Origin of the sequence: Pseudomonas sp. lyk4-R2A-8, assembly GCF_030209095.1 — a bacterium.
GTDB lineage: Bacteria > Pseudomonadota > Gammaproteobacteria > Pseudomonadales > Pseudomonadaceae > Aquipseudomonas > Aquipseudomonas quebecensis.
In genome coordinates this window covers 205,931-231,479 of sequence record NZ_JARVSS010000008.1, presented here as the reverse complement: position 1 = coordinate 231,479, position 25,549 = coordinate 205,931, and the positions used below count along the sequence as shown (strand labels likewise).

At 59.5% G+C, this 25,549-nt stretch carries 27 protein-coding genes; 12 read left to right on the top strand and 15 right to left on the bottom strand.

Features of this window, described 5'->3' with window-relative positions:
• Positions 1-30 precede the first annotated feature (30 nt).
• From QRN10_RS09395 to QRN10_RS09380, 4 genes are all read right to left on the bottom strand, one after another.
• The gene (locus QRN10_RS09395) at positions 31-2,631 is read right to left on the bottom strand and encodes a GAF domain-containing protein (protein ID WP_285428263.1); all 2,601 of its coding nucleotides are present in this window, start codon (positions 2,629-2,631) and stop codon (positions 31-33) included.
• A gap of 189 nt (positions 2,632-2,820) precedes the next feature.
• Complete coding sequence (locus QRN10_RS09390) at positions 2,821-3,081, bottom strand: DUF6555 family protein (protein WP_285428262.1); 261 nt, start codon at positions 3,079-3,081, stop codon at positions 2,821-2,823.
• 278 nt (positions 3,082-3,359) lie between these two features.
• Entirely contained in the window at positions 3,360-4,052 is a 693-nt protein-coding gene (locus QRN10_RS09385; protein ID WP_285428261.1) for a DUF421 domain-containing protein, read from the bottom strand.
• A gap of 112 nt (positions 4,053-4,164) precedes the next feature.
• Positions 4,165-4,416 carry a hypothetical protein gene (locus QRN10_RS09380; RefSeq protein WP_181079532.1) on the bottom strand — a complete coding sequence of 84 codons (252 nt, stop codon included), beginning with the start codon at positions 4,414-4,416 and terminating at the stop codon, positions 4,165-4,167.
• A gap of 296 nt (positions 4,417-4,712) precedes the next feature.
• On the opposite strand from QRN10_RS09380, the gene gabP reads away from it, so the two are divergent.
• The 3 genes from gabP to QRN10_RS09365 all read left to right on the top strand — a co-directional run bounded on the left by gabP (position 4,713) and on the right by QRN10_RS09365 (position 7,530).
• Entirely contained in the window at positions 4,713-6,122 is a 1,410-nt protein-coding gene (gabP, locus tag QRN10_RS09375; RefSeq protein WP_285428259.1) for a GABA permease, read from the top strand.
• Entirely contained in the window at positions 6,119-7,192 is a 1,074-nt protein-coding gene (gene gbdR, locus QRN10_RS09370) for a choline metabolism transcriptional regulator GbdR (RefSeq protein WP_181079530.1), read from the top strand. The genes gabP and gbdR overlap by 4 nt, the downstream gene beginning before the upstream one ends.
• A gap of 140 nt (positions 7,193-7,332) precedes the next feature.
• On the top strand, positions 7,333-7,530 hold the full coding sequence (locus QRN10_RS09365) for a hypothetical protein (protein ID WP_181079529.1): 198 nt from the start codon (positions 7,333-7,335) through the stop codon (positions 7,528-7,530).
• A gap of 53 nt (positions 7,531-7,583) precedes the next feature.
• Here the strand turns inward: QRN10_RS09365 and QRN10_RS09360 are convergent, their stop codons facing one another.
• The 10 genes from QRN10_RS09360 to QRN10_RS09315 all read right to left on the bottom strand — a co-directional run bounded on the left by QRN10_RS09360 (position 7,584) and on the right by QRN10_RS09315 (position 16,859).
• Positions 7,584-8,102 carry an isochorismatase family protein gene (locus QRN10_RS09360; protein ID WP_266249279.1) on the bottom strand — a complete coding sequence of 173 codons (519 nt, stop codon included), beginning with the start codon at positions 8,100-8,102 and terminating at the stop codon, positions 7,584-7,586.
• Positions 8,103-8,530: 428 nt separating this feature from the next.
• A complete protein-coding gene (locus tag QRN10_RS09355) occupies positions 8,531-9,613 on the bottom strand; it encodes a protein-glutamate methylesterase/protein-glutamine glutaminase (RefSeq protein WP_181079527.1) in 1,083 nt (360 codons plus the stop codon).
• Positions 9,576-10,109 (bottom strand): chemoreceptor glutamine deamidase CheD, encoded by a 534-nt coding sequence (gene cheD / locus QRN10_RS09350; RefSeq protein WP_181079526.1) that lies wholly within the window; start codon positions 10,107-10,109, stop codon positions 9,576-9,578. The genes QRN10_RS09355 and cheD overlap by 38 nt, the downstream gene beginning before the upstream one ends.
• The gene (locus tag QRN10_RS09345; protein WP_181079525.1) at positions 10,106-10,915 is read right to left on the bottom strand and encodes a CheR family methyltransferase; all 810 of its coding nucleotides are present in this window, start codon (positions 10,913-10,915) and stop codon (positions 10,106-10,108) included. The genes cheD and QRN10_RS09345 overlap by 4 nt, the downstream gene beginning before the upstream one ends.
• Before the next feature lie 9 nt (positions 10,916-10,924).
• A complete protein-coding gene (locus QRN10_RS09340; protein ID WP_181079524.1) occupies positions 10,925-11,464 on the bottom strand; it encodes a chemotaxis protein CheW in 540 nt (179 codons plus the stop codon).
• Between the two features lie 38 nt (positions 11,465-11,502).
• Positions 11,503-13,158, bottom strand: coding sequence for a methyl-accepting chemotaxis protein (locus QRN10_RS09335; protein WP_285428257.1), 1,656 nt, complete (start codon positions 13,156-13,158; stop codon positions 11,503-11,505).
• 29 nt (positions 13,159-13,187) lie between these two features.
• A complete protein-coding gene (locus tag QRN10_RS09330) occupies positions 13,188-15,227 on the bottom strand; it encodes a chemotaxis protein CheA (RefSeq protein WP_181079522.1) in 2,040 nt (679 codons plus the stop codon).
• A 39-nt stretch (positions 15,228-15,266) separates the two neighbouring features.
• Positions 15,267-15,554 carry an STAS domain-containing protein gene (locus QRN10_RS09325; RefSeq protein ID WP_181079521.1) on the bottom strand — a complete coding sequence of 96 codons (288 nt, stop codon included), beginning with the start codon at positions 15,552-15,554 and terminating at the stop codon, positions 15,267-15,269.
• Between the two features lie 15 nt (positions 15,555-15,569).
• Positions 15,570-15,938, bottom strand: a complete 369-nt coding sequence (locus QRN10_RS09320; RefSeq protein ID WP_034097651.1) for a response regulator — start codon at positions 15,936-15,938, stop codon at positions 15,570-15,572.
• 9 nt (positions 15,939-15,947) lie between these two features.
• Positions 15,948-16,859, bottom strand: coding sequence for a methyl-accepting chemotaxis protein (locus QRN10_RS09315; protein ID WP_375139334.1), 912 nt, complete (start codon positions 16,857-16,859; stop codon positions 15,948-15,950).
• A 569-nt stretch (positions 16,860-17,428) separates the two neighbouring features.
• On the opposite strand from QRN10_RS09315, the gene gcvA reads away from it, so the two are divergent.
• The 4 genes from gcvA to QRN10_RS09295 all read left to right on the top strand — a co-directional run bounded on the left by gcvA (position 17,429) and on the right by QRN10_RS09295 (position 20,767).
• On the top strand, positions 17,429-18,379 hold the full coding sequence (gcvA, locus tag QRN10_RS09310; protein ID WP_285428256.1) for a transcriptional regulator GcvA: 951 nt from the start codon (positions 17,429-17,431) through the stop codon (positions 18,377-18,379).
• 29 nt (positions 18,380-18,408) lie between these two features.
• Positions 18,409-19,236 (top strand): EamA family transporter, encoded by an 828-nt coding sequence (locus QRN10_RS09305; protein ID WP_181079518.1) that lies wholly within the window; start codon positions 18,409-18,411, stop codon positions 19,234-19,236.
• Between the two features lie 29 nt (positions 19,237-19,265).
• The gene (locus QRN10_RS09300) at positions 19,266-20,027 is read left to right on the top strand and encodes an SDR family oxidoreductase (RefSeq protein WP_181079517.1); all 762 of its coding nucleotides are present in this window, start codon (positions 19,266-19,268) and stop codon (positions 20,025-20,027) included.
• 155 nt (positions 20,028-20,182) lie between these two features.
• Positions 20,183-20,767 (top strand): DedA family protein, encoded by a 585-nt coding sequence (locus QRN10_RS09295; protein WP_253507474.1) that lies wholly within the window; start codon positions 20,183-20,185, stop codon positions 20,765-20,767.
• Positions 20,768-20,928: 161 nt separating this feature from the next.
• Here the strand turns inward: QRN10_RS09295 and QRN10_RS09290 are convergent, their stop codons facing one another.
• Positions 20,929-21,147 (bottom strand): hypothetical protein, encoded by a 219-nt coding sequence (locus tag QRN10_RS09290; RefSeq protein WP_285428255.1) that lies wholly within the window; start codon positions 21,145-21,147, stop codon positions 20,929-20,931.
• A gap of 108 nt (positions 21,148-21,255) precedes the next feature.
• On the opposite strand from QRN10_RS09290, the gene QRN10_RS09285 reads away from it, so the two are divergent.
• Genes QRN10_RS09285 through QRN10_RS09265 form a run of 5 tightly spaced genes read left to right on the top strand, consistent with a single transcriptional unit; the run spans position 21,256 to position 25,525 of the window.
• Positions 21,256-22,200, top strand: coding sequence for a fatty acid desaturase (locus QRN10_RS09285; RefSeq protein WP_285428254.1), 945 nt, complete (start codon positions 21,256-21,258; stop codon positions 22,198-22,200).
• A gap of 30 nt (positions 22,201-22,230) precedes the next feature.
• A complete protein-coding gene (locus QRN10_RS09280) occupies positions 22,231-23,265 on the top strand; it encodes an ABC transporter ATP-binding protein (protein WP_285428253.1) in 1,035 nt (344 codons plus the stop codon).
• Entirely contained in the window at positions 23,258-23,887 is a 630-nt protein-coding gene (locus QRN10_RS09275) for an ABC transporter permease (protein WP_181079512.1), read from the top strand. Before QRN10_RS09280 ends, QRN10_RS09275 begins: the two co-directional genes overlap by 8 nt.
• Entirely contained in the window at positions 23,887-24,570 is a 684-nt protein-coding gene (locus tag QRN10_RS09270) for an ABC transporter permease (RefSeq protein ID WP_266249299.1), read from the top strand. The genes QRN10_RS09275 and QRN10_RS09270 overlap by 1 nt, the downstream gene beginning before the upstream one ends.
• Positions 24,548-25,525: an ABC transporter substrate-binding protein gene (locus QRN10_RS09265; protein WP_253507488.1), complete on the top strand. Its 978-nt coding sequence runs from the start codon at positions 24,548-24,550 to the stop codon at positions 25,523-25,525. Before QRN10_RS09270 ends, QRN10_RS09265 begins: the two co-directional genes overlap by 23 nt.
• Positions 25,526-25,549 lie beyond the last annotated feature (24 nt).

Below are 25,549 nucleotides of genomic sequence, written 5' to 3'. Positions count from 1 at the left end.
CATGAACAAATCATCTTTCAGAATGGGCTGTCAGTGCTCATCCCGCGACTCGCCACGCAGTCGCGAGAGGCTTGCCGCGAGTTCATTCTTGCGAAAGGGTTTGGTAAGCCGTGGCAGATCCGGGTCAAGCCCCTCGCGCTCGGCGTAGCCGGAGACGAGCAGGATCGCGGTTCCAGGCCTGGAGGTGCGGACCACCCTGGCCAGATCGGTGCCATTGATGCCCGGCATGAGATGATCTGTGACGAGCAGGTCAAAGGGCTCCCCGGTGGCCATCAGTTGCATAGCTTCCTCTCCCGACGCGGCCTCGATCACGCGATAGCCCAGCTCTGCCAGCATGTACGCGGTGCTGGCGCGTACCAATTCTTCATCATCGACCAGCAGCGCGATTGCGTGCGTCAATTGCGGCTCCGGCGCTTCGGCAATGCGCAGAGTCGCTGCCGGCTCACTCATGCTGCGCGGCAACCACAGCTCCACATTCGTTCCCAGGCCCGGCGAGCTCTGAATCGTGAGTGCGCCGTTCAACTGTGATGCCAGGCCATGCACCATTGAAAGACCAAGGCCCGTTCCTTTGCCCACGCCCTTGGTGGAGAAGAACGGCTCCACCGCCCGGGCGAGTGTCGCGGCGTCCATGCCCGTGCCGGTGTCCGCGACGGACAAACACAGGTATTCGCCTGGCGCCAGCTTCGACCGGTGCCCCTCGCCGACTGAGGCGGTGCTGGCGGATATGCGCATCGTCCCGCCGGCGAGCATCGCATCGCGCGCGTTCACGGACAGGTTGAGCAGGGCCATCTCGAGTTGGTTCTGATCGGCGATGGCCGCAGGCAGGTTTGCCGGAGCATCGACGACCACCTTGATCTGCGGCCCGGTCGTGCTGGCCACCAGATCAGCCATGTCGCTTATCAACTTCGCCACGTCGACCGGAGCCGTCTGAAGCGGTTGCCGGCGAGCAAAGGCAAGCAGGCGCTGCACGAGCGTCCTGGCGCGTTCCGCCGACTGCATTGCACCGCCGATAAGCCGCTGCTCTCGCTCGCCGCCCACGCCTCGTCGCTGGAGCATGTCGAGTGTGCCGACAATCGGCGTAAGCAGGTTATTGAAGTCATGGGCGACACCGCCGGTAAGCTGCCCCATGGCTTCCATCTTCTGGCTTTGGCGCAGCGCCTTTTGGGCTTCTTCCCGTTCGGCGATGGCTTGTGCGATGCGTTCTTCAAGGGAGGCGTTAAGCTCGCGTAGCTTTTCCTCGGCCGCCTTGCGGGCGGTGATTTCAACCACCGTGCCGGTAACGCGCAAACACAGGCCGGCTGCATCGAACACGCCCCGACCCTTGGCCGCGACCCAGCGAACGATGCCGTCCTCCCGGCCAATGGTACGGTAATCGACCTCGTAGAGCGCCCGACGCTCAGGGTCAACGGCGGCCGTGAAGGCTTCAATCGTTGCTTCACGATCCTCGGGGTGCAGCCCGTCATAGAAGTCCTGCAGCGTGACCGGCACGTCGGGCGAGATGCCGAACATGGCCTTGGTCTGTGACGGCCACACCAGCGTGTTCTGAACGAAATCCACATCCCAGAAACCCACATCGGCGTGATCGACCGCCAGGCGCAATCTCGCCTCGCTGATACGGATCGCCGAATCCGCGCGGGCGCGATGCACCACCAGCCCTACCGTCTGAACCACGAAGTCGATGATCTCGATATCCGCGGCTAACGGCTTGCGCAGCTCATGGTGGTACAACACAAAAGCGCCCAGCAGGACGCCTTGCGCCGAGCGGATCGGGGTTGACCAGCAAACGTGAAGGCGCTGCTGGAGGGCCAAATCGCGAAACGCAGCCCAGTGCGCATCGTTCGTGATGTCGGCCATGGCGGTCTCAGCGTCCTGGTGGCGCACTTGCGCGGCGACGCCAAGGCCTGTAACGGCGGCTTTGAATGCGTCCGGCAGGGTCGGGCCTGCGCAGTATTCCAGGTGCTCGCTGGTTTCATCCAGGAGCAGGATGCTTCCGCGCAAACCCGAGGGGGACAGCATTTGTACCTCGTGGACGATCGCATCCAGCGTGAGGTCCAAGGGCGTTTGCGCTACCGCCAGTTCGAGAATTCGATTTTGTGTGGCCCCAAGTGCCTCGCCGCGATTACGCGCCTGGGTCAAACGCGCATTCTCGATCGCGATCGTTGCCAGTCGCGCCAGGCTTTCCAGCCGTTTGATCGTATCGGGGTCGTGGTCGCTGACGTCTGACCAGTAAGCGCCCAACGCCGCAATCGGAACCGGCCTGCCGATGGGCACCATCACCAGGCTGCGCACAAAGGTGGGCGCATAAGCGTCCTGCGGAATGCGTGGATCGAGCCGAACGTCACGGATCGCAACCGTCTCGCGGTGACGCATTGACCACCCTGAGATGCAGTGATCGGCTGGAAAGCTCTGACCCTGCCAAAGCGGAGACACCGCATCTTCAGCCACGTAAGCGCAGCGGCCTTCGTTCTCGATGATTACCGCCACGCCTTCGGCGCCAACCGTGGCACGGGCGGTGTCCCGCAGCACGCTGACGACTTCGTCTACCGAGGCTGCCCTGGCCAGCCGCTCGCTGGCATTGAGCACATGGGACAAGCGGTCATCATCGATAAGATCCACCGGAATATTCAGCAAATGGATCTCCCAATGGCCATGGAGTCGTCATCCACGGTCTGATTCAAATTGAAGGTGAAGAAAGCAGTATGGCAGCGCAGGTGTTTCTTTCGGCGCGGTCGGGTTTCAGTTTCTCAGAAAAGCATGTTTCAAGCACCACCGTGGTGCGAGCAGGCGACCGGTAGTCATCGGTTTGCTTCTGCTGCACACCTAAGACGGCACGTATGGCTTCGGTATAAAGGGCACATCGCCTGAGATACGCCACTTTACGTTTTCGATGCCATAGCGCTCAGCCAGTGGTTTGCTTATTCGTTTTATCTTGTCGTTACGAGACTTGGGGATTACCCCTATTCCCGCATCGCAGCAGGCCCAATGCCACGCCTCAGCGTTGTTCATGACATCCGCTCGGATGATGAAAGATTTAGGCGAGCGTTGGAGATCATATTCGATGATGTATAACAAGTTCGGCATTTTAGCTCCTTCTAAAACACCTTTGTTCTTGATTCAAAATCGAAGGTTCAGAATATTTTCTTATACTTATATGGATGATTTGTACAACTTTGTCGCTTCGCTTTAACGGTGCCGCTCGTCGGCACTCTTGGAGAAAAATGGATCTGATGAACACTCTTTATTTTCTAAGACTGTATGCCTGTTGGTACGGGCAGACTCTAAGTCCAACTCCTGTTTCGCCCGCACATTGTGCGGGCTTTTTTTCGCGGGTGTGGCTGTCAGTTGGCGACCAGAGTCACTTATCGACAACGTCGCGTGGTCAAGGCCGTTGACCACACTTCTTTATCGCATCGCACGCAACGAGCGTGTTGCCCCTTCTGGAGATCGCGCGGCAGACCACAATTTACGCAGCAATACAGCGCTGACGCGGGAGCGATGTGGTATTCGGTGCGGTGTTCAAGGGGCAGTACAGATAATCCTGGTTGTATATCCTGCGGTTCATAAAAATACAGACTGATGTCCCCATCCGTTTCGACAAGCCCCAGCCTGACTTGCCCCAAGTGCTCTACACCCTGCTGCCGTAACTCCATCAATAACTCACTCGATGATATGTTCACCTGCTCCAAGGACTTTAATTCATAAAGGCCGTTTTTAATGACCGTTACGGGCACGCCGTCAATCCATGACTCGAATCGCTTGCTCTTTGTCATGATCAGGACGGTCATGCGATATAGAACCAGAAGGGTGAGAAATACCACTGCAACGGGTAACAGCGGCACGTCGTGATAAAAAGATACATCGCCGGCGGCCGAGCCCAGCGTCAAGATAACCACGAGTTCAAAAAGCGATAACTGCCGGATTCCTCGACGGCCGCTGGACTTCAAAAATAGAAAAACAGCCAGGAAGGCAAACGCTGCTCGAAGTACAACCTCCAGCAAAAACGACAGCGGGAACTCATCCAATAACATTCGCTGAATATCGAAGGGCGACATGTTTACCTCAGGGTTATAGATAGACCGCGAGCCGTTGTGCACGAGGCGGGGCTGATCGCCTCAGCTATGTCGAGCCAAGGCAATGGGGGTAGGCTGATACTCCGATCAATGCTCAATGCTGAGGCGCGGACCATACGGACAGTTCCTTGAGCTTCTTTTCGGTCGCCGCATCGAACGCCGACTGCAACGCTTGCGCCGTCTCATCGGTAATGCTGCCCGAACACAGCAAGCCGATAACTAAACCATTGGCCCGTGCTCCGGCCTTCACCGCCATGATCATTGATCCTGCCTTTTGAATTTCAGCCATGATTTTGTCCACCTGGCGGCTCACCGCGGCGGGCAGTTCTTTGTTGAAATCGACCATTTTTCATACTCCACACACAAGGTCTTGCTGGCTTTAAGCCTTCTCATGGAGCTTTGCGCTCTCTGCTCTAGAAGATTCCTGAAAGACGCCGGCGTTCCAATAATTTGGATCCAACTCGACCCGGTCAGGAAAGGTGCCGGTAGGATTTCGGTGTCGCTATCAGGCGATCGGATGACGCAATGAGGCTGTTTTAAGTGGCGACCGGCCGCGTACTGTGACCCGTCATTGAGAAATGATGATCGCCTGACCTTCTGGTCAGCACGTCTGAATGTCGATCACAGAGAATAAAAAAAACGATGAATAGCCTGAGTTCCAAGGATTCGAACGGCCAGCTGGCGCAAGGCTTCAAGCCGCGGCATGTCACCATGCTCTCCATTGCAGGCATTATCGGCGCTGGGTTGTTCGTAGGGTCCGGGCATGCAATCGCGGCTGCGGGCCCGGCGGTGATGCTGGCGTATTTCTTTTCCGGCCTGTTGGTAGTGCTGGTCATGCGCATGCTGGGGGAAATGGCGGTGGCCAACCCGGACACTGGCTCTTTCTCCACCTATGCCGACCAGGCCATCGGCCGCTGGGCCGGGTTTACGATCGGTTGGCTGTACTGGTGGTTCTGGGTGTTGGTAATCCCCATCGAAGCCCTGGCCGCCGGGCATATTTTGAACCAGTGGTTCCCGCAGATCGACGCTTGGCTGTTCGCCTTGTTGTCGATCTTTTTGTTGGTGGTCACCAATTTGTTCAGTGTCTCCAAGTACGGCGAATTCGAGTTCTGGTTTGCCATGGCCAAGGTCGTCGCAATCATCGGCTTTATCGGTCTCGGAGGCGCGGTATTGATGGGCTGGATTCCAGAGCACGAAGCCAGCGGTTTGGGTCGATTGATGCAAGAACATGGCGGTTTCGCGCCCAATGGCCTGTCAGCAGTGGTCGGCGCGTTCATTACCATCATGTTCAGCTTTATCGGGACGGAAGCCGTCACCATCGCGGCGGCGGAGTCCGATAATCCCGCGCAGAACATTGCCCGCGCCACCCGTTCGGTCATGTGGCGAATCGGCGTGTTCTATGTGCTGTCGATCTTCGTGGTGATTTCCGTTGTGCCGTGGAATGACCCGCTGCTGGCTTCGGTAGGTTCCTATCAACGGGCGCTGGAATTGATGAATATTCCCCACGCCAAATTGCTGGTGGATGGGGTGGTGCTGATCGCCGTGGCCAGTTGCATGAACTCTTCCATCTACATCGCTTCGCGCATGTTGTATTCCTTGGGCAAGCGCGGGGATGCGCCGACGCTGATGAAACGCACGTCCGCAGCCAGTGTGCCCAGGGCCGCAGTGATCGCCAGCACCGTGCTGGGGGCTGGCGTGACGTTGCTCAGCTATTTCATGCCGGCCGGGCTGTTCCAGTTTCTGTTGGCCAGTTCCGGGGCTATCGCGTTGTTGGTGTACCTGGTCATCGCCGTTTCGCAACTGCGTATGCGCAAGGTCATGCAGCGTCGCAAGGTCACACTGACGTTCAAAATGTGGCTGTTTCCGTGGCTCACCTGGCTGGTCATCGCATTCATCTGCGCTGCGCTGGGCGTGATGCTGTTGACACCCGAGCATCGCCTTGAGGTGTCATCCACGATCGGGCTGGCGTTGCTGATTGCGCTGGTGGGTGTGGTCACTGCACGCCAAGCTGCGCCAGTAGGCGGGGCGCTGCCCGTGGTGTCGCCACCATGAGCGCGCGGCCTGTTACCTGCGTCCTGTTTGTGCTGCTGGATCAGTTCACGCTGATCTCATTGGCGTCTGCGGTAGAGCCGCTGCGCATGGCCAACCAACTGTCGGGGCAGGAGCTCTATCGTTGGTACACCGCCAGTATTGATGGCGCGCCCATTTGGGCCAGCGATGGCGTGCCTATCACGCCCGACAGTGCCGTCGGCACCGCGCCGTCGGCCGACAGCGTTCTTGTGTGCGGCGGCACGGGCATTCAAAACACGGTGACCCCCGAGCTGGTCAAGTGGCTGCGCACACAAGCGCGCTACGCCAAACGCCTGGGCGGCATTTGTACCGGCAGTTGGGTATTGGCTCGAGCGGGACTGTTGGACGGTTTCGAATGCAGCGTCCACTGGGAATGGTTGGCGGCCATGCAAGAGGCTTTTCCGCGCGTGACCGTCAGCCCGAGCCTGTTTACCCTCGACCGGGATCGGCTCACCAGTTCCGGCGGAACCGCGCCGATGGACATGATGCTGCAACTGATCGGCCTCGATCACGGGTACGAACTCTCAGCGGCGATTTCGGACATGTTCGTCTACGAGCGCATGCGCAATGAGCAAGACCATCAGCGCATCCCCCTCAAGCACATGCTGGGCACCCAGCAACCCAAGTTGCAGGAAATCGTGACGCTGATGGAGGCGAATCTGGAGGAGCCGCTCGAACTGGACCATCTGGCGCAGTATGTAGACCTTTCCCGTCGACAGCTTGAGCGCATGTTCCAGAAGTATTTGCACTGCTCACCCTCACGCTATTACCTGCGGCTGCGGTTGATTCGGGCTCGCCAGTTGCTCAAGCAGACGCCGATCTCAATCGTCGAACTGGCGTTGCTCTGTGGCTTTGTGTCCACACCGCACTTTTCCAAATGTTATCGAGAGTATTTCGGCGTACCGCCCAGCGATGAACGTCTGGCGAACCCTGAACGAGCGATCGTGCAAAAGCCGGTCATCAGCGTCACGCGCACGCCGATGCCCATGAGTGTGTTGGAGCACGCGCGCACCGAGGCGACCTTTGGCAGCGTGAGAAACCTCAAAGGCTGAATCAGCGCTTTTTGCCTCACCAACCTTGGCGTTCACGAGGCTTTGCACCGTTCGTCCAGAGCCCGGCACTCGCCGTTGCATGCCGCCTCTGATGGGTAGGCGCGGATATTCCGTGGCTCAGTCATCAACGGAGAACCAGCATGGAAATCGATGAGAACGCACCGGGCAATCTTTCACAGCAGGCCGTGACGCGGGGCACCGACAACGAAACCGGGCACGACCCGCGTAAGGGCGACGACGCAGTGCCATTGCCACCGGATGACGAGGCTCCGCTGGAGGAGGACATGTCGGATGTCGACGCGGCTGATTCGGTTGCCAGTGAGCACCCGGACAACTGATGTGTCATGTGCGGGGAGGGCGCCCGCTTGCTCCCCGCAATGGCTATCGCTGTCTAGAAGCGCCAATCCTCAGCATTGATCACCTGGCAGAACGGCCCATGCAACGTTGCATTGTGGTGGGCTACGATGTCCCTGGCCTGCATCGCTGCTGTGTCCGAGCAGGTGTGCCCATCAGCGATGAGCATCGCATCGAATCCAAGATCACGCGCGGCGCGGCACGTGCTGTCGACGCAATACTGAGTTTTCATGCCTGTAATCACTACGCCCGTAGCGCCGTGAGCGCGCAAATTGTCCGCCAGGTCGGTCTGGACAAAGGCGTTGGGCCGCTGTTTTTCAAAAACCACCTCTGCACCTGAAAGTATCAGCTCCGATGCCAGCATCGTGAGCGGGTTGTCCGGCGCCATCGGCGACTCCGCAGGTCCGACGTGGCGAGCGAGAAAAATCGGAGCGCCCGCGCGGCGAGCTTGCTCCATCAGGCTGTTCAGGGTGTCCAGCAATATGCCGCAACGCCAGGGTTTTTCCGGGCCGTGAACCAGGCCGACTTGGATATCGAGTACCAACAGTGCATACATGGGTGCAGCTCCTTGCATTAACACCAGCAACACAAGGCACAAAAAAGGCCCTGTCCATTGCTGGCGGGCCTTTGAAGTTCGTTGGCTATACGCTCACGACACCTCGTACGCGCCGCTTTCAGCGGTCGTGGTAGGGGTGGTCGAGGTGAGGTAATAATTTGTCATAAAACGACACTAGCAACACAGGCACACGCTGACAAGCCATGATTCGGCTGATTGCACCGACGCGACAGAGCAGTTCAACCAACTGATCCTCAGCTCGCAGCGTATCAACCATCGATCCGTGCGTACCGCTGGACACGCACACCTCGCAGGCTTGGGATCAGTTGCTCGCGGCCATACCCGGTCGGTGAAGTAGCCGGCGCCTGCGGCTATGCCTCGGCATCACGTTTTGCGCTGCGATTGCGCGCCGTCGCAGCCGGCCGGCCTTACTTGTGCAAAATCGCCTGGTGAATATCCTGCAACGCCATGATGCGCTGGGCGGCGTTGAGCTTGATGGCTTCCTTGGGCATGCCGAACACCACGCAGCTGGCCTCGTCCTGGGCTACCGTGGCGGCGCCGGCATCAAGCATTTCCTTGAGGCCGCGGGCGCCGTCGTCGCCCATGCCGGTCATGATAATGCCCGTGGCGTTCTTGCCGGCGAATTTGGCCACCGAGCGAAACAGCACATCCACCGACGGCCGATGGCGGTTGACCAGCGGCCCGTCAATCACCTGAGCGTGATAGTAGGCGCCGCTGCGGGTGACCATCAGGTGTTTGCCGCCGGGGGCAATCAAGGCCAGGCCCGGGAGAATACGGTCGTTGTTGCGCGCTTCACGCACTTCGATCTGGCACACGCCGTTGAGGCGTTCGGCGAAGGAAGCGGTGAACTTCTCAGGCATGTGCTGCACGATCACCATGCCCGGGCACACCCTCGGCAGCGCCGTGAGCACCGCTTCCAGGGCCTGGGTGCCGCCCGTGGACGTACCGATGGCGACGATGCGCTCGGTGGTCTGCGCCATGGCCTGGCCGTTGGCGGCGGGCAGGATCGCATCGGCCGTCAGCTTGCCGGCGGGGGCGGGTGCCGGTGTCGGCCTGGCGATGCGCTTGCCCAGGTTCTTGACGTTGGAGTTGGCCGCCGCACGAATCGCCGCTACCAACTCGGGGCCGGATTCAATCAGGAAGTTTTTCAGGCCCGTGGTGGGCTTGGTGATGATATCCACCGCGCCGGCCGACAACGCCTGCAGAGAGGTTTCCGCGCCTTTCTGGGTCAGCGATGAACAGATCACCACCGGCGTGGGGCGCTCGCTCATGATTTTGCGCAGAAAGGTGATGCCGTCCATGCGCGGCATCTCCACGTCCAGCACGATCACGTCCGGCCATTCGCGGGCAAGCTTGTCCATGGCGAAAATCGGATCGGAGGCGGCGCCCATGACGTGGATGTCCGGCGTGTCATTGAAAATCGCCAGCAGCACCTGGCGTACCACGGCCGAGTCATCGACCAGCAGCACGCTGATTTTTTTGGTAGGCATGTTTTTCGAGTGTTCCCATTGGTTGGTGCCGGACCCAGACGTTGCCGTTCCACAGGTCGAACATGATCGTGCGATAACCGGTACTGCCCATGTCCTGGGCCGTCAGGTGCAGGTGGTGACGTTCGGCCAGGGCCAAAGCGGCGCGGATATTCAGGTTGGCCACGTTGTGGGCCGGCCGTTGGCGCGGCTGCTCGGGGAACATCTCGCCGCCGCCGAACACTTTGACCTGGTAATCCTGCGGCCGGGTACCGTTGGCGCGGGCGTGGCGCAGCAACAGTTCGAGCGCTTCGTCAGCGTACTTGCCATCCAGTGGCTGGTCCGTGCGGTTGCGCGCCGGCAGCATGAAATGACACATGCCGCCGATGCGCCGCTGGGGGTGCCAGAACGTGAACGCCACGCAGGAGCCGAGCAAGGTGCGCAACCGCGTCGGGCAGGTGGCAAAGCTGACTTGGCCAGGGGCGAGTACCACCTCGGCGGCATTGGCGGGCTTTTTCATGGCTTGCGATAGATCGACGGCGCCACCAGCTTCAACGTGTCATTGACGCCGTTGAGGCTTTCGGAGTGGCTGATGATGAAATAGCCGCCGGGTTTGAGCTGCGGCAACAGGCGCGCCACCACCTGGGTCTTGGTTGGCTGGTCGAAATAGATCATCACGTTGCGCAGAAAGATCACATCGAACTCGCCCAGGCCGGGCAGGGGTTCGTTGAGGTTGACCTGGACGAAATTGACCCGGCTGCGCAACGGTTTGTCGATCAGGAACGTACCGTCCTGGCGACCGATGCCCTTGAGGCAGTACTTGACCAGCAGTGGCTGGGGCAGGTTGGCGGCGCGTTCCATGGAGTAGTGCCCGTTTCGTGCCTTGGCCAGCACCTGGGTACTGATGTCCGAACCGACGACTTCCCACGGTGTGGTACCCAGGCTTTCGGCCAGAGTCATCGCCAGGCTGTAGGGTTCTTCACCCGAGGAACTGGCCGCGCTCCACACCCTGAACACTTTGCCGGGCGCGGCCTTGGGCAGCACCTGCTGGCGCAGAAAATCGAAGTGCTTGGGTTCGCGAAAAAAATAGGTTTCGTTGGTGGTCAGCAGGTCCAGCGCTACTTGCAGCTCGCTCTTGCGCTGATCGCTCATGATCAGCTTGAAGTACTCGCCATAGCTCTTGAGTTCATAGTGCTTGAGCCGTTTGAACAGGCGGCCGGCCACCAGAGCCTTCTTGGCCGGTGACAGGTTGATACCGGCCGCGCGGTACAGCCAGGATTGAAACTGGCCGAACTCGCGGTCATCGAGCGGGGTGGTATCCGGCATGATCGCGCCTCACCTTGGGTCGAAGTCGAGGGCTGGCACCTGGCCGGCCTCGGCGAGGTTGGACATCTCATCGATGGACAGCACCTTGTCCACCTCCAGCACAATCACAAACTTGCCCTCGACCTTGGCCATGCCGCTGATGAAGTCCGCACGAATCCGCGCGCCGAAGCTGGGCGGTGGCTCGATCTGGGTGGCCGGGATTTCCTGCACGGCGGACACGGTGTCCACCAGCAACCCGATATCCTGGGGCAGGCCGTCATCGGTGCTGGCTTCGATGATGATTACGCACGAGCGGCGGGTGATCTCAGAGTTGGGGCGGCCAAAGCGTGCCGACAGGTCCACCACCGGCACCACCGCGCCGCGCAGGTTGATCACGCCGCGCACGAAGGTCGGCATCATTGGCACCACGGTCAGGCTGCCGTACTCGATTATTTCCTTGATCCCCAGAATGCCGATGGCGAACATCTCGCCACCGAGCATAAAAGTCAGGTATTGCGCATCCTCGTCGACCGCGACGGCGGCCTGGCGGGTAGTCATCACTGCGCCCATCTCATTACTCCCTGTGAGCCCGGATCCATGATCTGCGATCAGAAACGGGTGAATTCCGATTCGTCCGGGGCGCTGGCCATGTTGTAGGCGAAGGCCTTGCGTGCCGCCGGTTGCGCCGGGCGTGGCGGCTGGCGAGTCGGCTTGCCGCCGGTGGTGTCGGTGCTGCTGTGTGGGGTGGCTTTGGTCGCGGCGTCGAGCACGAAGAAACTCATGGCCTGTTGCAATTGCTCGGCCTGGCTGCTCATTTCCTCGGCGGTGGCGGCCAGCTCCTCGCTGCTGGAAGCGTTCTGCTGGGTCACCTGGTTGAGCTGGGTCATGGCCGTGTTGATCTGCGCCACACCGGCGGCCTGTTCCTCTGACGCCGCACTGATTTCCTGTACCAGGTCGGAGGTTTTGTTGATGGACGGCACCATCTCGTCGAGCAACTTGCCGGCTTTCTCGGCCATGTCCACGCTGCTGGAGGACAGTTCGCCGATTTCCTGGGCCGCCACCTGACTGCGTTCGGCCAGCTTGCGCACTTCAGCGGCGACCACGGCGAAGCCTTTGCCGTGCTCGCCGGCCCGCGCGGCCTCGATCGCGGCGTTGAGCGCGAGCAGATTGGTCTGGTAGGCAATGTCATCGATGATGCTGATGCGCTGGGCGATTTTCTTCATCGCCACTACGGTCTGCTGCACCGATTCGCCGCCGTCCGTGGCTTCCTTGGCGGCCTTGCTGGCCATGCCGTCGGTGACTTTGGCGTTCTCGGTGTTCTGGTTGATGCTGGCGCTCATCTGTTCGATCGACGCGCTGGTTTCCTCGACGCTGGCAGCCTGTTCGCTGGTGGCCTGGCTCATCGATTGCGCGGTGGCGCTGACTTGCTCGGAGGCGCTGGCCAGGTTGTCGGCGGCGTTACGCACTTCGCCGATGATATGCGCCAGCTTGCCGACCATATTGCGCATGGCGTTGAGCACCATGCCGGTCTCGTCCTTGGCGCCCGGTTCGATCTGGGCATTGAGGTTGCCTTCGGCCAATTGTTCGGCGGCGCTGGCGGCCTGCCGTAACGGGCGGGAAATAATCCGCGCGATAAACAGTGCCAGGCCCAGGCCGATCAACAGCGCAACGATCAGCGCCACGATGATCGACAGACGCGAGCTCTCGTACAGCGCAGAGCCCTTGTCGCCGGCAGCGGTGGCGCCGGCATCGTTGAGCTCGACCATCGTCTGCAGGCGTGTTGTCACTTCATCGAAGTGCGCTTTGGACTCGCCCCGCAGCAACCCGCGCGCCTGGGTTTCCTGATTGGCCCGGGACAATTCAAGCACCTGCTTGCTGGTGGCCAGGTAGGCGGCCCAGCCGGTTTTCACGCTGTCCAGCAACTGGCGGTCTTCCTCGTTGGACAGCAGTTGCTCGTAGGTGCCCATGCGGGTTTCGAACTGCTGGCGCGCCTCTGCGGCTTCGCGCTCGGCCAGGGCTTTTTCCTCCGGAACCTCGGTACCGAGGTGGCGGTTTTCCTTCAACCGGTAGTTGGCTGCAAAAAAGCGCATACCCGCCGCCGCGCGCATCGACGGCATCCAGTTGCCGCGGATGTCCTGGGCAGCCTGGTTGACCGCTCCAAGCTGGATGATGGCGAAGGCGCCCATCGCCGCAGTGAGCGCCAGGACCACCAGGAATGAGCTGATCAGCTTGGTGGAAATCTTAAGATCGTAAAACCATTTCATTGCGGAACCTCCATGGAATTGCAAATACGTCAGCGAGCGACGACCAGTGGCGACTGTGGTGCCTGGGCTGTGCGGGCTTCCATTTGTACGAGTTGGTTGAGCAGAGCCGGTACATCCAGGATCAGGGCCACGGCCCCGCTGCCCAGGATGGTCGAGCCGCTGATGCCGCGCAGTGCGCCGAACAGCTTGCCCAAAGGTTTGATCACGGTCTGGAACTCGCCGAGCAGGTCATCTACCACCAGCCCGGCCTTGTGCTCGGCATAGCGCACCACCACCACGTTCTGGCGTCGGGCGACCGGACCTTCGTGGTTGAAGTGATCACGCAGATGCACCAGCGGCAGCACCTCGCCACGCAGGTCCAGATAACCCTGGTCGCGGCTGGACTGGCGCTGGTGCTCATCCAGTTCGATGCATTCCTGGACCATGTCCAGGGGAATCACATAGGTGGCGTGGTCGATGCCCACCAGGAAGCCATTGATGATCGCCAGGGTCAGCGGCAGGCGAATCCGCACTACCGTGCCCTGACCGGGGCGGCTGTCCAGGTCGACGGTGCCTCGCAGCAGGGTGATGTTGCGCTTGACCACGTCCATGCCGACCCCACGCCCGGACAGATTGGTCACGGCTTCGGCGGTGGAGAAGCCCGCTTCGAAGATCAGGTTGTAGATCTCCTGATCGGAAAGCACCGCGCCGCTGGCCACCAGCCCGCGCTCCTGGGCTTTTTCCAGGATGCGTTCGCGGTTGAGCCCGGCACCGTCGTCGGCGATTTCGATGACGATGCTGCCGGAATCGTGATAGGCATTGAGGCTCAGGTGGCCCTTGCTCGACTTGCCCGCCGCCCGCCGTGCTTCGGCGCTTTCGATACCGTGATCCATGGCGTTGCGCAGCAGGTGCATCAACGGGTCACCGATCTTCTCCACCACTGTCTTGTCCAGCTCGGTGTCCGCGCCGCTGATCAGCAGGTCGATGTCCTTGCCCAGTTCCTGGCTGACGTCGCGCACCACGCGGCGGAAGCGGTTGAAGGTGTCGCCGATGGGGATCATGCGCAGGTGCAGGGCGCCATCGAGGATTTCTTCCACCAGCCCCGACACCGTCGATGTGGCCTCGTGCAGGGGGTCGTTGTTGCAGGAACGCGCCAACAGGCTCGCGCCGGCGCTGGCGATCACCAGTTCGCCCACCAGATTGATCAACTCATCAAGTTTGTCGGCGTTGACCCGCACATAGTTGCCATCCCGGGGTTTGGCGTCGCTGGTCGTCGCCACGCGCTGGGGCGGCGCGCTCATGGTGCCTTGTTCGGGCTGGGTGACCAGTTCAGTGCTGCTGCTCGCTGTGGCGTCAAGGCCTTCATCGACGGCTGTGATGACGACTTCACACTCGTCCCGTACAAAGTCGAACACTTCGTTGAGGGTAGCGTGGCCGGCAGTCGAGCGCAGGTCGATCTCAAAGTCCAGGTAGCAGCTTTCCGGGTCCCAGTTTTCCAGCGCGGGGATGCGGTCGGTGAGGGTGGTGACCTGCACGATTTGCCCCAGCGTTTCGAGGTAGCGCAGGAACGACAGCGGGTCCATGCCGTTGCGGAACACGTCCACGCCGAAGCGCAGAGAAATATGCCACAGCACGTCGGCCGTCGTGGCGTCGTCCACTTCAGCGGATGCGTCGTCGGTCGTGGCGGCGTGCAGCGGGTGGTAGACCCCCAGCGCCTCGCGCAATGCCTCGCCGCGCTCCAATGCGTCCGGTGTCAGTGCCTCACCGCGACTGGCAACCACGTCGATCAGTTCGAGCATGTGGTCGCCGCACTTGAGCAGCAGGGCGATCAAGGCGGCGTCCACCGCAATATCACCGTCGCGCAGGCGGTCGAGTACGTCTTCGACGATATGCGTGAACCCCACGATCGGCGCCAGGCCGAACAGCCCGGCGGAGCCTTTGATAGTGTGCGCGGCGCGGAATATTGCGCCGATGGCGTCCTGATCGTCGGGCTCGTTCTCCAGTTGCAGCAGGGATTGCTCCATGGCCTGCAACAGTTCACGGGCCTCCACGATGAAGGTCTGCTGTGCCTGATCGAGATTGATGCTCACCTGGACTTTCCTTGTCGATCAATAAAACGGTGGCGCCGCCTACAACGCGGCGCCGCGACAGAGTTGCAGTGTGTGCGTGACGGCCTGGCTCTGACCGGTCAGGCTCAGCGCGATGCCGTTGAGGCCGGCTTCACGCTCGATCACCGCGAGCAGTTGCAGGCCGGCGCCATCCATCTCGGTGACCTGCGAAAGGTCTAGCTCAAGGCGGGCGGCGCTGCCAACCTGCGGCAGCAGGGCGGCGGCCAGCTCGGCGACGGTATAGATCGTCAGCTCGCCTTCAATGCCCACGCGAGCCGTGTCGTCAGTGGTTTCGTGGGTGATGGACATGCCAGCCTCCCCGGATCACGGCAGAATCAGCTTTGACACCGCCGCCAGCATCTGCGCGGGCTGGAACGGCTTGACCACCCACGCTTTGGCGCCTGCGGCCTGGCCCTCGGCCTTTTTTGATTCCTGGGACTCGGTGGTCAGCATGATGATCGGCGTGAACTTGTAGTTGGCCAGCTTCTTCACTTCTTTGACGAAGGTGATGCCGTCCATATTGGGCATGTTCACGTCACTGATGATCAGGTGCACCTTCTGCCCGTTGAGTTTGCCCAGGGCGTCCTTGCCGTCGCTGGCCTCGATCACGTCGTAACCCGCGCTTTTCAGGGCGATACCGACCACTTGCCGCACGCTGCTGGAGTCGTCGACCACTAATACACTTTTCGCCATGATGGGCTCCTAAAAGAAAGTGATGTCTTGGGAATTCTGCTGCGCGGCGGCGTTGCCGTGGTGCGTGCGCCGCTGCTCGTCGGTGGCGTAGGTGGCCTCCATGCTTGCCAGCCACTGTCGGGCGTCGATGCTCACCGCCTGGTCCGGTGCCTGTTTGGCCTGGTGCAAGTGGTCGTGCAACGCGTTCATGTTGTCGCGCACGTGGCTGAGGATCTGGCTGACCCGGTCCTGGAACTGCAGGTTGACCAGCACGTCGGTCATCTCGTCGCGGATGCCGTAGCTTTCCTGTTTGAGCAGGTCGGCGGATTGGGCCAGGCGCCCGGTGATGTTCTGGAACCGTTCAAGCACCAGCTGGATGCTTTGCTCGGACGCGCCCACCGAATGGCTGTCCTGGTCAGCGCTGGTGGAGGCGGCCTGCACGAGTTGGGTAATGGCGTTGTTGATGATGTCGACCTTGGCGGACATCTGCTGGCCTGTCTCGCTGGATTTGCTCGACAGGCTACGCACCGCATCGGCCACCACCGCAAAGCCGCGCCCGGCTTCACCGGCACGTGCCGCTTCGATTGCGGCGTTCAAGGCCAATAGATTGGTCTGCGCGGCAATGGCGGCAACGTCGGCGGCCATGGTGCGCAATTCGCCGGTGTAGGCGGTGAGGCTGCGCACTTGCGCCAGGGTCTGGTCGCGGCTTGATTGAGTGGCCTTGAGCGAGTCGATCACCTGGCTCAGTTCGCTGTCGCTGCGCGCCAGTACCTTAAGGGCGCCGTCGGCGGCCTGCCCATCCAGTTCACCGGCGGCGTGCTGCGAAGCCTGGACGGTTTCCTGCAAGCGTGCGGCGATCCCGGTGAAACGATTGGCCAGGCTCACAATGGCTTCTTCGGTTTGCTGGCGCGAACTTTCTACCTGTTTGGCCCAGATCGGCATGGCGCCCAGCAACACCTCGTCGAGCTGTGCCCGCGACGCCTTGCCGGCGTGTGCCGCCTCGGCCTCGGCCTGCTCGGCCAGTGCGTCGGCAGTCAACCGCAACAGCGCATCGCGCTGGGCTTTCGCGCTCCAGGCGCACGCGCCGAGGCCGATCAGCAACAGCGCCGCACAAGCAGCGAGGTTGGCGGGGGAGGTTGACTGGAAAAGTATCCAGATCACGGCGGGGACCACCGGAATGAAAGCGAACCAACGAAAACGCGGATGACCGGGAAGAGAGGTACGACTGGATTGGCGCGGGGTCATGAGTTCGATCCTTGAACAGTACTGCGGATGTAATCAACATAGGGGTTATCTGCCCTATGTGCCGCAACTTTAGGCGCTGCAGCATGCCTTCCGTCTGGTTTATTACCAGCAGGTGACGAAGCGCTGTGTCAAAAGGCCACTATCGCACTCTAGTCGAAGCAGACACACTTGCGCCAATTGAATGGCGAGGTTTTCAATCGGCTTGGCTTTATGATGAGCTTACGTTCATGCAATGCCCTTTTAATGGCTGGATGGATACTGCCCCGATGAAAGACCTGCCACCCACCGCAACACTCCGCGCTTTTGAAGTCGCCACCCGCCACCCGACCTTTACGGCCGCCGCGCAGGAACTCCATGTGACCCAGAGCGCGGTCAGTCACCAGCTCAGGCACCTTGAGGCGCTGTGGGGGTTGCAGTTGTTCGAGCGGGGCAAGGCGTTACGCCTCACGGCCGCGGGGGCTACGCTGGCGCCTATCGTGCGCGAGTTTTTCATCAGCCTGGAGGCGACGTTGTGCGACCTGCGCGAGCAGAAGGGCCGGGTCCGACTCAGCGTGAGCACCACCTATTCGTTTGCCCTGAAGTGGCTGCTTCCACGCCTGCCGAACCTCGCTCGCCAGCACCCCGAGCTGCTGGTGTCGTTGGACACCACGGACACCATCATTCACTTCTCCAACGCCCAGGCCGATGTCGCGATCAGACTGGGCAAGGGCAGTTACCCCGGCCTGCATTCGGAGTTCCTGTTCGGGGAGCAGGTATTTCCCGTGACCAGTCCCGACTTGCTGAGGCGCATCGGAACACCGCAAAGCCCCGCCGAGTTGTTGCATTTCCCGCTGCTGGCGCGGGATGGTGCAGAGTTGGCGCCCAAATGGGAGGTGTGGTTCGAGGCCCTGGGGCTGGTGTATCTGCCGCTCAGGGAAAGCGTCAGGTTCGGCGATACCAACATGACGGTCGAGGCGGCATTGCTCGGCCAGGGTGTGGCCTTGGTGCGCAGCGGGCATGTCGAGAAGGAAATCAGCGATGGCCGTCTGGTGCGGCTGTTCGATGTGCATTTTCCATCGCCGCTGGCTTATTACTTTGTTTGCCCCAAGGGCGTCGAAACGCTGCCGCATATCGTCAGCTTTCGCCGCTGGTTGCTCAGTGAGGCGCTGAGAGTGCGAGAGGTAGAGGAGCCAATGATGAGTGTTCATTCATACCGCGATGAGGAGACTTCTCTGTAGTCCCGCCGCCGACGTACCTAGAATGAGGCATGCCTATTCATCTGGTCTGCCTCGTCCTTTTCGCCGCGCTCCTGCATGCCAGTTGGAACGCACTCCTGCGCAGCGGTGCCGATCGGCTGTGGTCGATGACGGTGATGTGCATGGCCATTGCCATCACCTGCACCGTCGCCGCGGCGTTCATGCTGCCGCCTGCGGTTGAAAGTTGGGGCTACGCGCTGCTGTCGGGGTTGCTGCATGTGGGCTACAACCTGTTTCTGGTGCGCAGTTATCGGGTCGGTGACCTGGGGCAGGTCTATCCGATTTCGCGTGGTTCGTCGCCGGTATTGATCACCCTGGGGGCCGCCTTCTTTGCCGGAGAAAGTATCGCGCCTGGCCAACTGCTCGGTATTGCGCTGGTGTCGGGTGGGATTATTTCGCTGGCCTTCAGAGGGCGCAGTCTCTCGGTGCCCAGCCTGCCCTATGCGCTGGGCACAGGCTGCTTTATTGCGGCCTACAGCGTTGTCGATGGCATCGGCGCAAGGCTCTCGGGCGCGCCGCTTGCCTATACGGTGTGGATGAGCGCTTTGTGGGGCGTACTGATGCCGCTGGTCTACATCGGTCTGCGCGACGCTCGCAGCTTATTCTGCGTGCGGCCCGGAACAGTCACCGCGTTGGTCGGCGGCCTGGTCTCTTTGCTTGCCTACGCAATGGTTATCTACGCCATGAACGAAGCGCCTTTGGGCGCGGTGTCCGCATTGCGCGAAACCAGCGTGCTGTTCGCGGCGCTGATCGGCTATGGGTTCCTCGGCGAGCCGCTCACCGCGCGCCGGATTCTGGCGTGCGTCGTGATCGCCAGCGGCGCCATCATCATCGGCTGACAAGGCCAACACTCACAGGGAGATACACCATGATCACTGATTCGCAGGCACCGCTGATTCTGATCACCGGCGGCAGTCGTGGAGTGGGCGCCGCCACCGCTCGGCTGGCGGCCAAAAGAGGGTATGACGTCGCGATCAGCTACGTCAGCAACGAGGCTGCGGCGCTGGCGGTGGTCGCGGATGTCGAAGCAGCGGGACGCAAAGCACTGGCCATACGCGCCGACAGTGCAGACCCGCAGCAGGTTGCCGATCTGTTCACGGCCATTGATCGCCGGTTCGGGCGCATCGACGTACTGGTCAACAACGCCGGGGTACTGGCGCTTCAGTCACGCCTGGAAGACCTCGACTTCGCACGCATGCAGCGCATCTTCGCAGTCAATGCCATCGGGCCGATACTGTGTGCCCAGCAAGCGGTGAAACGCATGGCCTACCGTCATAACGGCCCGGGCGGTGTAGTGATCAACGTTTCCTCGGCATCGGCCCGCCTTGGCAGTCCTAATGAATACGTGGACTACGCGGCGTCAAAGGGCGCCCTGGAAACCTTTACCATCGGGTTTGCAAAGGAGGTGGCCCGTGAAGGCATCCGTGTTAACTGCATTCGCCCCGGGCATATCTATACCGACATGCACGCCAGCGGCGGTGAGCCCGGGCGCGTGGACCGCGTCAAGGATTCGATCCCCATGGGGCGGGGCGGTCAGCCGGAAGAGGTGGCACAGGCCATTCTATGGCTGGCAGGCGCGGAGGCTTCATTCGTTACCGGCACCTTTCTCGATGTGACGGGCGGGAAATAAGTCGCCAGCCACCGCGCTGGCGCACCTGGCCAGTAGTCGGTTGCCCAACACCTTTCAAAGGAACCGTCTCGCTGACGTCTGTGTCCATTTGCTGTAGCCACGGATCAGTACTGATGCCCCGGGCTACCTGGCCGTCATGGAGCAAATGAGCGCATATGTTTGAACACCTCGACCTCAACCACCTGCTGGCCACCTATGGTTACTGGGCGATTTTTATCGGCTGTCTGCTAGAAGGCGAAACGATCCTCATCCTGGGCGGCGTGGCCGCGCATCAGCAGGTGCTCAAGCTGCTGCCCGTGATCGGCTACGCCAGTCTGGCCGGCATGCTGGGGGATCAATTGCTGTTCTGGGCCGGACGCTATTTCGGCGACCGCTTACTGCCGCGCCTGCATAAAAAACAGGCCGCCATCGACAAGGTCACTGCCTTGATCCATCGGCACCCCACGGCGTCGATTTTTTCTGTGCGCTTTCTCTACGGCATGCGTTTGCTGGGGCCCATGGTCATTGGCGCGAGCAAGATTGCACCGCTCAAATTCGCCTGCATCAATGCGGTGGGCGCACTGGTTTGGGCCACGCTGTTTGCCGGCGCAGGCTATTGGGCAGGCGAGTTTTTGCAACGTGCCTTGGGCGATCTGAAACCTTATCGCCTGCCGATTGCACTGGGCGTGGTCGGCGTGGTGGTGGCTGTGGCTCTTATACGCCGTTACCGATCCAAGGGCAGACATTCCAGTCAGGGTTGACTCGCTGCCCCTGGGACTGGCTGTTGCTTATTCTTTTTATGACTAAGCATAAAAAAATTTATTCCTTGTTCGTATTAGTGATCATGCTACCTTGCTTTCACCGGACCGCCGGATGAGTTCAATCCTATTCTTATGGTACGACTATGTCCGGCGCCCGAATCTTACAAATCAGCCTTGAGGCTTTGTCGCATGACGCAGCCCCAGCAGCGATTTTTCACGCCGGCACTATCCGCTTCAATCATATCTCTTGCTTTGCCGTTCCACTTGTAACCGGCAAACCTCTCCCTTGTCAGGCCAACAGCGAAGCGTGCAGTGCAATCGGCGAAGGCTTGGCATTTCTTCTCCACGCCATGTGAATTGTCGTTATCAGGCACTTGCATACCGATAGTCCAACCCATTCTCTTCAGATAACACCCGCTTTGGGGTGAGCCTTGAAGGCTTAATGGTTGGTCGCCTGTTCCGAACAAGATCTTTCACGACTAACCACTATGCCTAACTATCTGGATGAAGCTCATCGAGCTGAAATCGTTAAACTCAGCACGACTGTAACCAGTAAAACTGAATGGCCTACCTGGCTTTTGTTAGCTGGGTTCTATATAGCCTGGGCGGCGATTATTTTTTCTGGCGAAGTCCTTGGCGAGGGTTTCACCCTAGTCTTGCTGGTTCCATTGGTTGTGCTTTGGATGTCGATTCAACATGAGCTTATTCACGGTCATCCCACGCGCTGGCCTGCCATTAATAAGGCCTTGGGATTTCTACCGTTTGCCGTGTGGTACCCCTACGACATTTATAGGGACACACACTTGGCGCATCACAACGACGACGTTCTTACATTGCCAGGCCTGGATCCGGAAAGTCGTTATGTCACCGCTGCTGTTTGGTTGCGCTCGCCTCGGTATATCAGAATGTTGTTATGGGCAAACAAGACCCTGGGCGGTCGTTTGCTGATGGGCGCGCCGTTGGCGGTAGTAAGTTTGGTGGGCAGTCAGACAGCACAATTGTTTCACTCCGGGCGAATGGCTTGGCGGATGTGGGCCGCGCATATATTGAGTGTTGGCCTAATACTGGCCGTGGTCGAAGAGTACAGCGCGATCAGTGCCATCCAGTACCTATTCCTGGTGTCGCTGCCGGCCTTATCGATCGCGATGATCAGGTCCTTTTACGAACATCGTCCGTCAACGCTTGCGGAACACCGCACGGTGATCAACGAATCGACAGGGTTGTTGAGTTGGCTGTTCCTTAATCTCAATCTTCACTTGGTTCATCACGATCTCCCCGGTTTGCCCTGGTTTTACTTACCCCGGGTGTATAGAGCCAGGCGTGAACAATGGATTGCACGAAACAATGGTTATGTCATTCATGGGTACTTCCGGTTATTGCAGAAGTATCTGATCAGCCCCGTGGATTGTCCCCGCCATCCTGCCGAGCACTAACACTATGCAAGCTAATCTGGGCGTCGGAAAATGATACGTTTTGAAGCCGTCAATAAAACCCATAAAGGCAGCCCGCGTGCGGCCGTCAGCGATCTGACGCTTAACGTCCGTGAGGGTGAGATCTGTGTATTTGTCGGGCCCAGCGGGTGCGGCAAGACCACCATTTTGCGCATGATCAACAGGCTGGATATCCAGGACAGTGGCGGCATCTTTGTCAACGGCGTGGCGACCGATCAGCTCGACGTGGTGACGCTGCGCCGCGGCATTGGCTTCATGATGCAGAGCGCTGCCTTATTTCCCCACCAGACGGTTGCAGAAAATATTGGCGCAGTCCCGCGGCTGCTGGGCTGGAGCAAACAGAAAATCCGCCAGCGCGTGAGCGAGCTCATTTCCCTGGTTGGGCTCCAGCCGGAATTTCTTCAGCGCTACCCTAATCAGCTCTCGGGCGGGCAGCAAAGTCGCGTCGCCCTGGCGCGGGCATTGGCCTCGGATCCACCGGTTGTATTGATGGACGAACCCTTTGCCGCGCTTGATCCGGTGATACGCGAGCGACTGCAGGATGAACTGGTTGCGCTTCAGAGACGTTTGCATAAAACCATTATCCTGGTGACCCATGATATGGAGGAGGCGATCAAGATCGGTGATCGGATTGCTATCTTCGAGGGCGAAGGCAAACTTGTTCAGTTCGATACACCTCACAATGTTCTTGCCCATCCCGCCAGCGAGTTTGTGAGGGACTTTATCGGCAAAGATCCGCTGTTAAAAAGGCTTTCGCTGATGAAGGTTGCTGATCTTCCGGTGGATGAAGTCAGTTGTGAATTCAAACTTCTACTGGATGATAAGTCCAATCCGTTGAAGTGGGTCAGTGAGTCGGACGTGCCTGTTCCGCAACTGACGACGGTGTCGAGTAACGACTCGTTGCATCACGCGCTGGTTAAAATTCTAACGGTTCCTATCGGTGTGGTTGTGCGCGTGGACGAGGCGGGCGCTTACGACGGTTGCCTCTCGATTGCCAGCCTTCACAGCGCACTTAATAAGCCCGTTTTGGAAGTGCACCATGATTGACTGGTCCTGGATCGTTGAAAACTGGCAGCAGATCGGTCAATTGTTAGTTGATCATATTCAACTGGTGACCCTGGGCCTATGTACAGGGATGCTGTTAGCAGGCGCAATGGTGCTCTTGACGTTATGGCAGCCAGGATTGGCGCGGCCGATGATTTACGTCTGCGGCATACTCTTTACCATTCCGTCCCTGGCACTGTTTATTTTAATTATGCCTTTTACCGGCTTATCCAAAACCACGGCGGTCATTGGTTTAAGTCTGTATTCCTTGCTTATTGTGCTGCAGAACACCCTGGCGGGGCTGGCGAGCAACCCTGCGGACGTTTTGGAGGAAGCGCGGGCGCTCGGGTATACGCGCATGCAGCGATTCCTCGGGGTTGAACTTCCACTGGCCCTGCCTGCGTTATTGGCGGGCCTGCGAACAACCTCGGTTACGTTGGTGGGGCTGGTGACGGTAACCGCCTTGATTGGCCAGGGCGGATTAGGCCAGTTGTTTATCACCGGGCTGGCGCAAAGTTTCACTACGCCAGTGGCGGTCAGCCTGGTTCTGACGGTGATATTGGCGTTATGTTTTGATTTGCTGTTTTATTCAATCAATCAATGGCTGGTCCCCTGGGTGCGCTGATGAACATGATCGCAGGTGTTTGCCTTTGGTTTTCTCTTCCTGATAATTGGTTGGGTGATAACGGAATACTGACTCGGCTCACGGAACATATTTATTATGTGTCTCTGAGCCTGATTATTGCCTGTGCAATAGCGTTGCCGCTTGGCGTACTTCTGGCTAATTACCGCAAAGGCGCACAGGTGGCGATAGGCTTGTTCAATATCGGGCGAGCACTGCCTTCTCTGGGTGTCGTAATACTTGCAATTATGCTTATTGGCTATGAAACCAGCACGGTAATTATTGCGTTGGTAACCATGAGCATTCCGCCAATATTAACCAATACTTATGTTGGCATCGATCAGGTGGATTCATCTCTGAAACAAGCGGCCAGATCAATGGGCATGCGCAGATTGCAGATGTTTTTCCAGCTTGAGTTGCCGCTGGCTTTTCCGCTGATCTTCTCTGGATTCCGGTCCGCGCTGGTGCAACTCATCGCCACGGCCACCATCGCTGCTTATGCCGGCTTCGGCGGTCTGGGCAGGTTTCTGATAGATGGATTGGGCCGAAATGATACGCCGCAGATCGTTGGTGGCGCCCTGTTGGTATCGGCACTGGCGATTGTCAGTGAGTGGCTTTGTTCAATGATGGAAACACTCATGGTTCGAAAGTGGCAGGCAGGCAATGCTGAACCAAGCGCTGCATGACCCTGAGCTTTTTAAAGTGCGTATTAACTTTGCAGAGGTGCAAACCTACATGAAAAACCAACAACGTTCGAAGGTGCGCTCAGCGCAGGTGGTTTCATTATTGCTCGGGTTAGGCTTGCTGGTTGGCAGCACGTTTGTCAGTGCTCAGTCCATCACCATTGGAGGAGCCAACTTTTCTGAGCAGACGATTCTCGCCAACATTTATGCGTCAGCTTTGAAAAATGAGGGGATAGACGTCAAGACCCGACTCAACCTGGGCAACCGCCAGGTCATCGCCCAGGCCCTGGAAAATGGCGATATAGACGTCGTCCCCGAATACCTGGGGTCACTGTTGAGTTTCTATGACGACAAGAGCGCTCTGACCACCCAACAGGACATCCTCAGCGCGTTGCAACAGAAGTTGCCGACAGACCTCCAACTGCTGGAGCCCTCGTCCGCAGGCTCCATTACCGCCTGGGCCGTCACCCAAAAGACCGCAGAAAAGTACAACTTGCGCACCCTGTCCGACCTGGCGCCCGTCTCGGGTGATTTCACCCTGGGCGGGCCTCCGGAAGTCGCCACCGCTGCGTTAGGCCTGCCGGGGTTGAAGGCGGTGTACGGCATCAACTTCAAGAGCATCAAGTCGCTGGACATGGGCGGGCCCTTGTCACGGCTGGCGTTGAACTCCGGCGCTATCGACGTGGCGACGGTGGTCTCCACGCAGGGCATCCTGGCGAAAGAACCTTGGGTGGTCCTCGAGGACGACAAGCACCAGCAACCCCCGCAAAACATCACGCCACTGGGGCGCAAGGCCTTGCTGACCCCGGAGGTCGCCAAGGCGCTCAACCAGGTCTCGGCAAAACTGACCGATGACGACCTTAAGCAACTCAATCGCCTGGTTGATATTGATCACAAGGACCCAGCAAAAGTCGCGGCGCAGTGGGTCGCCGAACATACGGTCAAGACGGCCCAGTGAAAATGAAAGCGACGCGGGTCAGGT